This window comes from Rhodococcus rhodnii NBRC 100604 (assembly GCF_001894925.1).
Lineage (GTDB): Bacteria > Actinomycetota > Actinomycetes > Mycobacteriales > Mycobacteriaceae > Rhodococcus_F > Rhodococcus_F rhodnii.
This window is the reverse complement of sequence record NZ_BCXD01000033.1, coordinates 1-13,046: the sequence shown is the minus strand read 5'-3', so window position 1 is coordinate 13,046 and position 13,046 is coordinate 1. Positions and strand designations below refer to the sequence as shown.

At 70.0% G+C, this 13,046-nt stretch carries 10 protein-coding genes and 1 riboswitch; of the genes, 2 read left to right on the top strand and 8 right to left on the bottom strand.

Features of this window, described 5'->3' with window-relative positions:
- Positions 1-4: 4 nt before the first annotated feature.
- Entirely contained in the window at positions 5-610 is a 606-nt protein-coding gene (locus RR1_RS19000; protein WP_010836445.1) for a hypothetical protein, read from the bottom strand.
- A gap of 178 nt (positions 611-788) precedes the next feature.
- Positions 789-2,093 carry an aminotransferase class V-fold PLP-dependent enzyme gene (locus RR1_RS18995; RefSeq protein ID WP_010836447.1) on the bottom strand — a complete coding sequence of 435 codons (1,305 nt, stop codon included), beginning with the start codon at positions 2,091-2,093 and terminating at the stop codon, positions 789-791.
- 109 nt (positions 2,094-2,202) lie between these two features.
- Positions 2,203-2,316: riboswitch (SAM riboswitch) on the bottom strand.
- Positions 2,317-2,534: 218 nt separating this feature from the next.
- Here RR1_RS18995 and RR1_RS18990 point away from each other — a divergent pair.
- Together RR1_RS18990 and RR1_RS18985 are read left to right on the top strand one after the other, a co-directional pair.
- A complete protein-coding gene (locus RR1_RS18990; RefSeq protein WP_051111001.1) occupies positions 2,535-6,371 on the top strand; it encodes a Pls/PosA family non-ribosomal peptide synthetase in 3,837 nt (1,278 codons plus the stop codon).
- Positions 6,329-7,687 (top strand): M1 family metallopeptidase, encoded by a 1,359-nt coding sequence (locus RR1_RS18985; protein ID WP_051110998.1) that lies wholly within the window; start codon positions 6,329-6,331, stop codon positions 7,685-7,687. Before RR1_RS18990 ends, RR1_RS18985 begins: the two co-directional genes overlap by 43 nt.
- Here the strand turns inward: RR1_RS18985 and RR1_RS18980 are convergent.
- The 6 genes from RR1_RS18980 to ehuB form a co-directional block, all read right to left on the bottom strand.
- Positions 7,651-8,931, bottom strand: coding sequence for an MFS transporter (locus RR1_RS18980; protein ID WP_051110999.1), 1,281 nt, complete (start codon positions 8,929-8,931; stop codon positions 7,651-7,653). The genes RR1_RS18985 and RR1_RS18980 overlap by 37 nt on opposite strands.
- Positions 8,928-9,566 (bottom strand): GntR family transcriptional regulator, encoded by a 639-nt coding sequence (locus RR1_RS18975; protein WP_010836451.1) that lies wholly within the window; start codon positions 9,564-9,566, stop codon positions 8,928-8,930. The genes RR1_RS18980 and RR1_RS18975 overlap by 4 nt, the downstream gene beginning before the upstream one ends.
- A 148-nt stretch (positions 9,567-9,714) precedes the next feature.
- Entirely contained in the window at positions 9,715-10,479 is a 765-nt protein-coding gene (ehuA, locus tag RR1_RS18970) for an ectoine/hydroxyectoine ABC transporter ATP-binding protein EhuA (protein WP_010836452.1), read from the bottom strand.
- Positions 10,480-10,486: 7 nt separating this feature from the next.
- Positions 10,487-11,131 (bottom strand): ectoine/hydroxyectoine ABC transporter permease subunit EhuD, encoded by a 645-nt coding sequence (gene ehuD / locus RR1_RS18965; RefSeq protein WP_010836453.1) that lies wholly within the window; start codon positions 11,129-11,131, stop codon positions 10,487-10,489.
- Positions 11,128-11,859, bottom strand: coding sequence for an ectoine/hydroxyectoine ABC transporter permease subunit EhuC (gene ehuC / locus RR1_RS18960; RefSeq protein WP_010836454.1), 732 nt, complete (start codon positions 11,857-11,859; stop codon positions 11,128-11,130). Before ehuC ends, ehuD begins: the two co-directional genes overlap by 4 nt.
- Before the next feature lie 14 nt (positions 11,860-11,873).
- Positions 11,874-12,722: an ectoine/hydroxyectoine ABC transporter substrate-binding protein EhuB gene (gene ehuB / locus RR1_RS18955; protein WP_051111002.1), complete on the bottom strand. Its 849-nt coding sequence runs from the start codon at positions 12,720-12,722 to the stop codon at positions 11,874-11,876.
- Positions 12,723-13,046 lie beyond the last annotated feature (324 nt).

Sequence of the window (13,046 nt, the reverse complement as noted above, 5' to 3'; positions counted from 1 at the left end):
CGGATCACACCGCCGCGACCGCCGGATCGATGCCGGCGAGCGCGGCGGCGCGCGCCACGGCGCCGTGATCGGCCACGAGCCCGTGTGCGGCCAGCCAGGGCACGGTGCCGCGTGCGATGCGGGTGAGCGAACCCTCCGCCGCGAGCGGCTGGAGCGTCACGCCGTCCGCGACGCCCGCGGATCCGATGTCCGAGATCAGGCCCGCGAGCCCGAGGGGCGTCCCGACGTAACGCACCGTCGTCGGCCGCGTCGCCACGATGCCCTCGAGCTCGGCCAGTCGTGCCCGGGCACTGCGAGCGTCGTCCGCCAGCAGCACCTCGACGTCGAGCAACGCCGCGGCGGACCCGTCGGATCGCAGCCGCACGTACTGCTCCCGCGCGTCGCGCAGGTCGGTCGCCCGCACCCGGACGAGGTGCGGCGGCTGTGCGGTCGGGTCGAGCGGATCGTCGGCGGGGGACGTGAGATCGACCCACGTGTCCAGTGCGCCGGCCCGGGCCGACGCCGGCGCACCGGGATGGTGGCCGTCGCCGCGCACGTGGACGGCGAGGTGAACGGTCGATCGTCGCCGGACGGTCGTTGCGGTACGGCGCTGCAGAGATGTCGGGGACATGGGGAGACTCCTCGGGTGTACGGGGGCCACTCACGCGCAGGACAGCGGGCGCGTGAGGGGAAGGGACCGAACGGGCGGTCAGCGCCGACAGCACCCCGAGGAGGTGCGGCACAGGTCGACGTGCAGCCAGTACCAACGGCTGCGTGCGTCGAGGTGCGGTGTCGCCATGCCGGACATACTAGCCTCGCCGACCTCGACGGGTGGCGACGAAATCGGCCACCGCGTCGAGGAGGGCGTCGACGTCGTCGGAGGACGTGCCCAGGCCGAGGCTCGCGCGGACAGCGCCGCCCTGCAGACCGAGCCGGTCGAGCAGCGGGTGCGCGCAGAATCGGCCGTCGCGCACCCCCACCGCGTGCTGCTCCGAAAGGTGTTCCGCGACAGCGCGCGGGGCCGCGCCGTCGACGGTGAACGTCGCGATTCCCACGGTGTCGGGGGCGTCGTGCCACAGCCGGTGCACCCGGACGCCGTCGATGCGGCGCAGCCCGTGGAGCAACCGTTCGCACAGCCTCGTCTCGTGCTCGCGGATCGCGTCGAACCCGATGCCGGACAGTTCCTCGCATGCGGCGGCGAGTGCGGCCGAGCCCAGCAGGTTCGGCGTCCCACCCTCGTGGCGTGCCGGTGAGGGCTGCCAGGTCGTACGGATCGAGGGCGCACCGGACGTGCCGTCCACCTGCACATCTCGCGTCGCTCCCCCGCCGGCGAGATGCGGCGGCGCGGCGTCGAGCCAGTCCCGCCGCCCGACGAGCGCACCCGCACCGAACGGCGCGTACAGCTTGTGCCCCGAGAAGGCGACGTAGTCGACGCCGCTCGCGGCGATGTCGAGTGCGCGATGCGGCGCGAGTTGTGCCGCGTCGACGGCGATCCGAGCGCCGAGCCGGTGCGCGACGTCGGCCAGTCGTTCGATGGGCACCGTCTCGCCCGTGACGTTGGACGCGCCGGTCACCGCGAGCAACGCCGTGGGACGCGAGCACAGCTCCGCCACCACGCGGCGTACGGTCTCGTCGACGGTGTCCGCCGCCGGCACGACGCGAGAGTTCCGCCATGCCAGCAGGTTCGCGTGATGCTCGATGTCGAGCAGGACGACCTCACCGGGGACGCACCCGGCGAGCAGGTTCAGCGCGTCCGTCGTGTTGCGGGTGAACACGACGACGTCGCCGGGCCTCGCTCCCACGAACTCCGCGACCGTCCGCCGTGCGGATTCGTACGCCTCGGTCGAGACCGCAGAGGGGTGGCCGGCGCCGCGGTGGACGCTCGCGTAGGTGGGCAGCAGTTCGGTGATGCGCCGCGTGACCGCGACCGTCGCAGGAGCACTGGCCGCGCAGTCGAAGTCGACGTAGGGCCGCTCCCCGCCGGGAACCGGGGCGCAGGCGCGCACCACCTCGGCGAGCGGCGGAATCGTCTCGTGCCGTGCGCATTCCGAGCGATGGGCGGTGTGATCGAGTCCGGCGCCATCGAGCCTGGTGTGATCGAGCAGTGTCGTCATCGGAGAATCCCTCCAGCCGGGGGACTCCGGGAGGACCCGGCAACAGCGGACCACCGGGGCGCGGCGGGACGCGCACGCGACGATCGTGTGGTGCCGGGATTCCGTGAGGAGTCCGCGCTTGCCGTGTCCGGTCGGACTACGGCCAGGTCGTCACCCGGAGCACCCCACCGCGGAGGAGGGTTGCCGACCAGCGAGCCGGGGCTTGATGCTGGTACTCGTGACCTGCGATCGAGACTGACAGACGTCTCGCCCGGTGTCAACACCCACGACGCGTGCCACGAATTCGCCACACCATCGCGATTCCGTGCCCCGGCCGGGGAACAATGACCGGGGAGACACACCGAGTGAAGGACAGAACTGCACGTGAGCGTCGACAACGAGCCGCACGACACCCCGTCGGGGAACACCCCGGCATCACCGTCGCCGCCGATTCCCGAGACGATGCTGCGGTCGAGCGCAGCACCGCCCCCGCGGACACTCGTCGACATCCTCGCCGAGACCGCCGCACGGTTCCCCGACACGACGGCGATCGACGACGGCGCCGTCACGCTCACCTACTCCGAACTGCTCGACGAGATCGAACTCGGGGTGCGCTCGCTCGAAGCCGCAGGCGTCGGCGCGGGCGATCGTGTCGGCGTGCGCATGCCCTCCGGCTCGTACCGGCTCTACGTCACGATCCTCTCGGTGCTCTCGGCGGGAGCCGCGTACGTTCCCGTCGACGCCGACGATCCGGACGAGCGCGCGCGCACCGTCTTCGGCGAGGCCGGCGTCGCCGCGATCGCGACGGCCGACGGCATCGCACCCACTGCCGCCGTCACGGCGTCCGGTTCCGCCACGCGGGCACCCGAACCCGGCGACGACGCGTGGATCATCTTCACGTCGGGATCCACCGGACTGCCGAAAGGTGTTGCGGTGACGCATCGCAACGCCGCAGCCTTCGTCGACGCCGAGGCGCGCATGTTTCTCGCCGATGCCCCGCTCGGCCCCGGTGACCGGGTCCTCGCCGGCCTCTCCGTCGCGTTCGACGCGTCGTGCGAAGAGATGTGGCTCGCCTGGCGTTCGGGCGCGTGCCTCGTCCCCGCGCCGCGGTCGCTCGTCCGCAGCGGGGTCGATCTCGGGCCGTGGCTCGTCGCCCGCGACATCACGGCGGTCTCCACCGTCCCGACGCTCGCGTCGCTGTGGCCCGTCGACGCGCTGGACGGCGTACGACTGCTGATCTTCGGCGGCGAGGCGTGCCCGCCCGAGCTCGGCGAGCGGCTCGTGACTCCCGACCGCGAGGTGTGGAACACGTACGGCCCCACCGAGGCCACCGTCGTCGCGTGCGGGGCGCGGCTCGACGGCGTCTCACCGGTCTCGATCGGACTCCCCCTCGACGGCTGGGATCTCGCGGTCGTCGCGCCCGACGACACCCCGGTGGCCGTCGGCGAGGTCGGCGAACTCGTCATCGGCGGTGTCGGTCTCGCGCGGTATCTCGACCCCGCGAAGGATGCCGAGAAGTACGCTCCCATGCCCACTCTCGGCTGGGACCGCGCGTACCGCAGCGGCGACCTCGTGCGCCTCGAGACCACCGGCCTGATCTTCCAGGGCCGTGCGGACGACCAGATCAAGCTCGGCGGCAGGCGCATCGAACTCGGCGAGATCGACGCCGCGCTCCAGCACCTGCCGGGAGTCAGCGGCGGTGCCGTCGCCGTCCGTCGCACCGCGACGGGCAGCCGTGTCCTCGTCGGGTACGTCGTGAGCGCGGACGGCACCGTCGACCTGCACGCCGCGCATCGCCGACTCGCCGAGCGTCTTCCCGCAGCGCTCGTCCCGAGGATCGCCGTCGTCGAGGAACTCCCGACGCGCACGTCGGGCAAGGTCGATCGTGACGCCCTGCCGTGGCCGCTTCCCGGTAGCGACGACTCGTCCGTCGAGCAGCTCGGTCTGTCGGACACCGCGGAATGGGTTGCGCGGCAATGGTCCGACGTCCTCGGCGCGCAGGTCACCGGCGAACGCGACGACTTCTTCGAACTCGGCGGCGGCTCGCTCGCGGCGGCACAACTCGTCGCCACACTGCGCACCCGCCACCCGCAGATCACGGTCGCCGATCTCTACGAGCACCCCCGGCTCGGCGCCCTCGCGCGTTTCCTCGACGACCTCGCACCCACGGCGCAGGTCGAGGAACGCACCGTCGTGCCGACCCCGCGCCGCGCACAGATCGTCCAGCTCCTCGCGGGGATCCCCATCGCGACGCTCGCGGCGCTGCAGTGGACGACGTGGGTCGCCGCGGGCGTCGGTGTCCTCTCGTGGTTCACCGACGTCCCGTGGGTCGAGCCGGTGTCGTGGTGGATCGTGGCGATCGGCTTCCTCGTCTTCGTGGCACCACCCGGGCGCATGGCCGTGGCCGCGCTCGCGGCCCGCACGCTCCTGCGTGGCCTGAAACCCGGGACCTACCCGCGTGGCGGCAGCGTTCACCTTCGGCTGTGGGCCGCGCAGAACGTCGTCGACGCGAGCGGCGCGACGAATCTCTCGGGTGCGCCGTGGATGGTCTACTTCGCGCGGGCGCTCGGAGCACGCGTGGAGGGCGGGGTCGACCTGCACAGCCTCCCGCCCGTGACGGGAATGCTCGAACTCGGCCGCGGATGCTCCGTCGAGCCCGAGGTCGACCTGTCCGGGCACTGGATCGACGGCGACGTCGTGCACATCGGCCCGATCAGGATCGGTGCGGGCGCGACGGTCGGTGCGCGATCGACGCTCGCGCCGGGCGCACGGATCGGCAAGCGCGCGCACGTCGCGGCGGGCTCGGCGGTGTTCGGCAAGGTCAAGGCGGAGCAGCACTGGGCCGGTTCGCCCGCGGCGAAGGTGGGCAAGGCGAGCAGGGCCTGGCCGTCCGATCCGCCGCCGCGTGCCCGCTGGTGGGTCGCGGTGTACGGGGCGAGCGCGATCGCACTCGCGGGCCTGCCCGTCCTCGCGCTCGCGAGCGGCTTCGCCGTGGTCGCCTGGGCGATGAGCGGCGCCGAGACCTTCCCCGCCGCCCTCGGCCGCGCGTTCGCGGCACTGATCCCCGGCTCCCTGCTCGCGCTCGCGGTGTTCGCGCTCGCGACACTCGTGTGCGTACGCGCACTCTCGCTCAGGCTGAGCGAGGGCTTCCACCCCGTCCGCAGCCGCGTCGGATGGCAGGTGTGGGCGACCGAACGTCTCATGGACTCGGCACGCACCTTCCTGTTCCCGTTGTACGCGGGACTGCTCACGCCCGTCTGGCTCCGGTTGCTCGGCGCGAAGGTCGGTCGCGGTGTGGAGGCGTCGACGGTGCTACTGCTGCCGAAGTTCACGACGGTCGCCGACGGCGCGTTCCTCGCCGACGACACGATGATCGCCGGCTACGAACTCGGCGGCGGATGGCTGCGGATCGAGCGCGCGAAGGTCGGCAAGCGCGCCTTCCTCGGCAACTCCGGGATGACGGCGCCGGGCCGCCGCGTCCCCAAGTACGGCCTCGTCGCCGTCCTCTCCGCCGCGCCGTCCAAGGCGAAGTCGGGCTCGTCGTGGCTCGGCAGCCCACCGGTGCGCTTGCGGCGCGCCCCCGAATCCGCCGACGTCTCACGCACGTACGAGCCGCCGCGCCGGCTCGCGGTCGCGCGCGGTGCCGTCGAGACGTGCCGCCTGTTCGCTGCGTTCGCGACCTTCGGCATCGGCCTCGCCGTCGTCCTGACGCTCGCGCGTGCTCTCGCCGTCGGCGTCTGGTTCGCGGTCGTCACTGGCGGTGTCGTGCTGCTGCTCGCGGGGGTCGTCGCTGCCGCGGTGTCGGCCGCCGCGAAGTGGCTGCTCGTCGGCCGTATCGGTACCGAGGAACACGCGCTGTGGAGTTCGTTCGTGTGGCGCAACGAGGTCGCCGACGCCTTCGTCGAGACGGTCGCGGCTCCCTGGTTCGCCCGGTTCGCGGCCGGCACGCCCGCCCTGTCGGTGTGGCTGCGCTGCCTCGGCGCCCGCATCGGACGCGGCGTGTGGTGCGAGTCGTACTGGCTGCCCGAAGCCGACCTCGTGACGCTCGGCGACGGCGCGACCGTCGAACGCGGATGCGTCGTGCAGACCCACCTGTTTCATGATCGGATCATGGCCATGGACACCGTCACCGTCGGCGCCGGTGCGACCCTCGGGCCGCACTGCGTCGCACTGCCCGCATCGAGCCTCGGCGACGGCGCGACGGTGGGTCCCGCATCGCTCGTGATGCGCGGCGACGCGGTGCCCCCGTCGACCCGATGGCAGGGCAATCCCATCGCTCCCTGGGGTGGCGCGTCGTGAAGAAAACCGCCGACGAGCCGATCGACTCGTACCTGCCGCAGAACGGCAACCGCGGCTACCGCGTCTCGCGCTACGACCTCGACCTGACGTACAAGGTGTCGAGCAACCGGCTCGAGGCCACCGCGACCGTCACGGCCGTGACGACGCAGGCGCGCAACAGTTTCTCGCTCGACCTCGCCGACCGACTCGACGTCACGAAGGTCTCGATCGCCGGCGCGGGCAAGGTCAAGTACACCCACCGCGGCGGCAAGCTCACCCTCACCGCCGGTCGCGAGTTCGCGTCCGGCGCCGCCGTCGTGTTCGTCGTGCGGTACGGCGGATCCCCGGCTCCGCTCCGATCCGATTGGGGGCAGGTCGGATTCGAGGAACTCACCGAAGGCGTGATCGTCGCGAGCCAGCCCAACGGCGCGGCGTCGTGGTTCCCGTGCGACGACCACCCGAGCGCGAAGGCCGCCTACCGGATCGCGATCACGACCGACTCGCCCTACACCGCCGTCGCGAACGGCACCCTCACCGAGCGACGGACGCGCGCGAGCCGCACGACGTGGGTGTACGACCAGCCCGAACCGATGTCGACCTATCTCGCGACGCTGCAGATCGGCTACTACGACCGCATCGGTGTCGCGACCAAGCCGGTCCCGATCGACGCGTACGTCCCGGCGCGGTTGCGCGCGGGCTTCGAGCACGACTTCGCGCGCCAGCGCGAGATGATGCAGGTGTTCGAGACGCTCTTCGGGCCCTACCCGTTCCCGCTGTACTCCGTCGTCGTGACGGACGACGACCTCGAGATTCCCGTCGAGGCGCAGACGCTGTCGGTCTTCGGCGCCAATCACTGCGACGGTTCCGGCAGGTCCGAGCGGCTCGTCGCGCACGAACTCGCGCACCAGTGGTTCGGCAACAGCCTCACCGCGCGACGCTGGCGCGACATCTGGCTGCACGAGGGTTTCGCCTGCTACGCCGAGTGGTTGTGGTCCGAGAACTCGGGCCGCGCGGACGCCGCGATCCACGCGCAACGCGCGTACGAAGGACTCGAACGCACACCGCGCACGATCGTCGTCGGCGACCCCGGTCCCGCGTCGATGTTCGACGACCGCGTCTACAAGCGTGGGGCGCTCACACTGCACGCACTGCGCCGCGAACTCGGCGACGACGCGTTCTTCGCCCTGTTGCGCCGATGGACCGACGAGCACCGCTACGGCCTCGTGACGACCGAGCAGTTCGTCGACCTCGCGGTCCGCGCGGGCGACGCGTCGCTGCGAGGCCTGTTCGACCGGTGGCTCTACGCCGCGCCGCTGCCCGAGACCCGCTTCGCCTGATCGCCGCGCTGCGGCAGGTGCGCCGTCCACTTCACGACGACGAGCACGAGGCACACCGCTGCGGCGATCGCACCGAACCCGAACATCACCGGGTAGGTGACGGGCGCGAACGTCTCCGACAGCGACGCCATGATCGCGGGCGTCGCGAAGCCGAGGTACGTCAGCGAGTAGAAGACGGCGGTGAGGCCCGCGAGGTCGTCCGGTCCGGCTATGCGCTGCACCTCCTGCAGTCCCGACACGAGCGCCATGCCGTACCCGCAGCCCAGCACGATCGACGCCACGATCGCGACCGGGACGGTGAGGACGGTCGCCGCGATCGCCGCGGCGACCATTCCGGCGATCACGAAGAGCAACGCGACGAGCACACCGCGTGAGTTGCGCGGATCGTCGATACGCCGGCCGAGGGACTGGATGAGGAAGCCCGCACCGAGCCCGACGACGCACATGAGTGCGGAGAACGCGAGCGGCAGCTCGGTGCGCGACGTCATGACGGCGGGCAGCACCGCGTACGCCGCAGCGGCCGACCCGAACACCCACGGTGCGAGCGGGGCGACGACGAACACGAACCGGCGGTGGCCCGCCGCGGGGATGCGCAGGTCGTCACGCAGCGGACCACGGTCGCGTCGCGCGGCCCGGGTCTCCGGAACACGGGTGACAGCGGCGACCGCCGCGACCGACAGCAGGATGTGCACGCTGTACGAGAGTCCGCTCGGCCACGGCGCCCACTGCGCGAGAACGCCCGCGACGCCGGCTCCGAGCGCGAAACCCGCGGTGAGGCTCATCGCGGCCCGGCGGGCCGGGGCGCCCGGCGGGATCGTCGGGTCCATGCGGGAGAGTTCGGCGATCCAGCTGCCGCCCACCGCCATGCCGAGGCCCAGCGCCACACCGCACAGAATGCGGCCGGCGACGATGAGCGCGGCCGAATCGGCGCCCGCCGCGAGGACGATCGATCCGGCGATCGTGAGGAACGGCGCGGGGATCAGGACGGGCCTGCGCCCGATCCGATCGGACAGCGGGCCGCCCAGCAGCAGACCGGGCACGATGCCGAGGACGTAGGCGAACAGGAAGACGTCCACCACGACGGGCGAGAAGCCGTGGTCCTCGCGGTACATCACGAGCAGCGGCGTGAACTCGTTGCCGCCCCACGCGACGACGAACATCGTCGCCGCGACCGCGAGCCACGCCCGCGTGCCCACAGGGGCTGCCGGTGCATCGGGGCCCTGCCGCGAGGTCGTCGTGCTCATCGCGCACCCCCGTCCTGGACGCCGCGCGCGGGCGGACGCAGTGCGTGCACCTGCTCCATGTGGATCCGCAGTGCGTCGTCGAAACCGTCGGCGTCGGCCGTCTCGACCAGCGTGAACAGCCGGGTGTGATCGTCGATGATGCGCGGGAGCTGCTCGGGATCACGCGCGAGCGAACGCGCCGTCATCCGCCGCTGCCGCTCCCGAAGTCCAATGTAGAAGGCGCGCAGCAGCGGGTTGGAGCCGCCGACGATGGCGGTGTGGAAGTCGGCGTCCGCCGCGCTGAAGGCCGCGACGTCGCCGTGACGGGCGAGTTCGTGCTGACGCTCCAAGTTCTCGTGCAGCTGCGCGAGCACGTGCGCGCGCAGCTGCGGATCGCCGGCGAGCGTGGTGACGGCGTGCGACTCGACGAGCCGGCGCGCGTCCACGATGTTCGCGGCCTCGCCCTCCGGGATCGGGACGACGAGCGCGCCGCGCTTGGGGTAGAGCCGCATCCATCCCTCGGCCTCGAGCCGCAGGAACGCCTCGCGCACGGGCGTGCGGCTGACGCCGATTCGGGTCGCCACCTCGCCTTCGCTGATGAGTTCGCCGCCCGGCAGGTCGCCCACGAGGATGCGCTCCTTGACGTCGCCGTACACCTACTCGGCGGCCGATCCGCGGTCGGAATGCAACATAGACACAAGATGTATTTATACGCTCGCCCGTGTCGTCCGGGCACACCGGCCCGACGAGCAGCGGCCCCGAACCGGGTGGTTCGGGGCCGCTGGTGGCCGTGAAGATCGTCTTCTATTCGGCCGCGAGGACCGCCTTGAGGAACCTGCTGGTCCGCTCGTGCTCGGGGGCCGTGAAGATCTGTTCCGGCGTTCCCTCCTCGACGATCTTGCCCTTGTCGAACATCAGGACGCGATTGGAGACGTCCTTCGCGAACTTCATCTCGTGCGTCACGATGAGCATCGTGATGTCGGTGTCGCGCGCGATCTGCCGCAGCACGTCGAGCACGTCGGCGACGAGTTCGGGGTCGAGCGCGGAGGTCACCTCGTCGAGCAGCAGGATGTCCGGGTCCATCGCAAGGGCACGCGCGATCGCGACGCGCTGCTGCTGGCCACCCGACAGCTGATTCGGATGGGCGTTCTCCTTCTCGGCGAGGCCCACGAGCTCGAGCAACTCGCGTGCGCGACGAACCGCGCTCTCCTTGCTCTGCCCGAGCACGTGGATCGGCGCCTCGGTGATGTTCTCCACGACGGTCATGTTCGGAAACAGATTGAACTGCTGGAACACCATGCCGATGCGCTTGCGCATCGTCCGCAGGTACTTCTCCGAAGCGGGAACGAGCCGCTCACCCTTGCGCTGGTGCGACAGCGGCTCACCCTCGACCCACACGACGCCGTCGTTCACCTTTTCGAGCGTCATGAGCAGTCTCAGAATCGTCGTCTTCCCCGACCCACTCGGCCCGATCAACGTCACGCGGTCACCCCGCGCGACCTCGAAGTCGAGATGATCGAGAACGACGTGATCACCGAACTGCTTGACGACCTTGTCGAACCGGATCATCGGTGTCTCAGGCGGCAAGACGCTTCTCCAATCGTCTGATGAGCAGTGACGTCGGGTAGCTCGCCACCAGGAAGATGATGCCGGCGAGCGTCAACGGTTCCAGGTACTGGAAGTTGCGTGCGCCGAACTGCTGGGCTGCCGTGACCATCTCCACGACGCTGATCGCGAAGAGGAAGGGCGTGTCCTTGAACAGCGAGACCGCGTAGTTGCCCAGTGCGGGGACGACGCGGCGAATCGCCTGCGGCAGGATGATCGCGCGCCACGTCCTGGCGGGCGGGAGCGACAACGCCCGGGCGGCTTCCCACTGTCCGCGCGGGACCGCCTCGATACCGGCGCGATAGACCTCGGCCATGTACGTCGAGTAGTGGATACCGATGACCACGACACCGATCTGCAACGCCGAGAAACTCGAGAACGTGTAGTACACGAACAGCAGCTGCACGACGAGCGGTGTGAGGCGGATGAACTCGGTGACCGCGCGCACGGGCGCGCTGATCCACTTCGGGAACGAATGACGGATGATCGCGATCACGAGACCGAGCACGGCCGCGATCAGGAAGCCCAGGACCGTCGCGATGAGCGTGATCCGGAAACCTTCGAGGAGAACGGGGAGCGCGTCGGCCGCCCGTTCCCAACTCCACTGGACGTTCATGCCGGATCACCGACCTTGCCGCGTGGATCGGACGGCGCGAGCCGGAACACTTCCCGCAGCGTCGGTCCTGCACCGATCCGGTTCTTCGCACGAACCTCCACGAGGTTCATCACGAGCGTCAGCACGTATCCGATGACGAAGTAGATGACGAGCCCGACGCCGAATGCGAACAGCGTGTCACCTGTGGTCCTTCGGAGGTTGTCGATCTGGAAGGTGAGGTCCTGCAACAGGATGTAACTCGCGAGTGCGGTGCCCTTGAGCAACTGGATGAGCAGATTCGTCAGCGGCGGGATCATCTCCGCCCACGCCTGCGGGAAGACGACGCGGCGCATCTTCTGCCACGGACTGAAGTTCAGCGCGGTCGCTGCCTCCCACTGCGGCTGCGGAACCGAATTGATCGCTCCTCGAACCACTTCGGCGCCGTACGCGCCGTAGTTCAGTGCGAGGGCCGCGATTCCGCACACCAACGGGTCGATGATGAATCCCATGAGCGGCACGACGTAGAACAGCCAGAACAGCTGCACCAGAAGCGAAGTACCGCGGAAAAACTCGATGACGACGCGAGCCGCTCCGCGCACGACGATGTTGTGTGCACGCGCCGAGAGGCCGAGTACCAGCGCGACGACGAGGGCGAAGAATGCTCCACCGAGCGTGAGCTCGAGGGTGACGAGGATTCCCTCCTGGATGCGCGGCCACGCATCCAGGAAGGCCTCGAAGTTCTCGTTCAAGCGTCAGCTCCCGATCAGCTCGGAACGCCTTCGCAGAGCTGCGCCGTCGTCAGATTCGGATCCGGCAGCTCCGCCTCGGTGAAGCCGAACGGCCCCACGATCTCGAGGTAACGCTCGGGATCGGAGGTGATCTCGCGCAGCTTCTCGTTGTAGGCGTCGCGCAGTTCCTCGTCACCCTGGCGGAAGACCGTTCCACCGGCACCGACCTGCGGGACCCCGTCGATCTCGGCGACGAACGACGGCGTCACGTCGACCGGGACATCGGGATTGTTCTGTTTCATCCAGTTCAACGAGATGCCGGTCAGCGCGAAGACGTCGGCGCGGCCGTTGACGACGGCGTCCATGCCGTCCTGCGGCGTCGAGACCTCGAGCGTGTCGATGCCGAGTTCGCGCGCGTAGTCGGACTCGATGGCGCCGGTCATCGCCGCCATGCGCACGCCGGACTCCTGGATCGACTGCATGTCCGAGAGATTCGCCGGATTGCCGGTCGGCACCATGAGTGCGGTCGTGTAGTTGAACTCCGGCTCGGAAAAGAGTGCCTGCTCGCACCTCTCGGGGAGGATCGACATGCCGGCACTCACGACGTCGAATCGGCCGGCCTGCAGGCCCGGAATGAGGGCGCCGAAGTCCGCGTTGACGCCTTCGACCTCGGGAACGTCGAGTTCCCCGAAGATCTCGCGATGCAGTGCCACGGTGGCGCCGGTCAGCTCACCGTTCTCCTCGAAGCTGTACGGGGCTTCGCCCGCGAAGCCGACGGTCACCTTGCCGTCGCTCTGGAGCTTCTCGAGCGTGGGTTCGTCGCTCGCGCTGTCGGTTCGGGTACAGCCGGCAGCGAAGCCCGCCGCCACCACCGCCCCCATCATCACGGCCACGGCCTTCGCAGCCCTATTTCGTCCGATCGTCGTAGACGTCACTGTCGTGTCCCCTTCGTCATCTCGAGACGATCCAGGAGGATGCGCACCTCGCAGGCACGATCCTGACGGATCCGCGAAGAGTCACGTTACTGTGGCGCGCGACGCATCGCTGGGTAACGATCTCCGAAAGTTCGCGATTTCCGCAGGTGATCGGCACGAAAAAGTCGCACGATTCGTACCCGAGGACGACCGGGAAACCACGGTCTCGACCTCCGGATACAGAGACGACTGTGCCCCCGAACCGGAATCCGGTTCGGGGGCACAGTCTGACGG

Excerpts from the sequence above, each read along its gene's own strand:
- RR1_RS19000 (WP_010836445.1), bottom strand. The coding sequence starts at position 610 with ATGTCCCCGACATCTCTGCAGCGCCGTACCGCAACGACCGTCCGGCGA.
- RR1_RS18995 (WP_010836447.1), bottom strand. The coding sequence starts at position 2,093 with ATGACGACACTGCTCGATCACACCAGGCTCGATGGCGCCGGACTCGAT.
- RR1_RS18990 (WP_051111001.1), top strand. The coding sequence starts at position 2,535 with ATGCTGCGGTCGAGCGCAGCACCGCCCCCGCGGACACTCGTCGACATC.
- RR1_RS18985 (WP_051110998.1), top strand. The coding sequence starts at position 6,329 with ATGGCAGGGCAATCCCATCGCTCCCTGGGGTGGCGCGTCGTGAAGAAA.
- RR1_RS18980 (WP_051110999.1), bottom strand. The coding sequence starts at position 8,931 with ATGAGCACGACGACCTCGCGGCAGGGCCCCGATGCACCGGCAGCCCCT.
- ehuA (WP_010836452.1), bottom strand. The coding sequence starts at position 10,479 with ATGATCCGGTTCGACAAGGTCGTCAAGCAGTTCGGTGATCACGTCGTT.
- ehuD (WP_010836453.1), bottom strand. The coding sequence starts at position 11,131 with ATGAACGTCCAGTGGAGTTGGGAACGGGCGGCCGACGCGCTCCCCGTT.
- ehuB (WP_051111002.1), bottom strand. The coding sequence starts at position 12,722 with ATGATGGGGGCGGTGGTGGCGGCGGGCTTCGCTGCCGGCTGTACCCGA.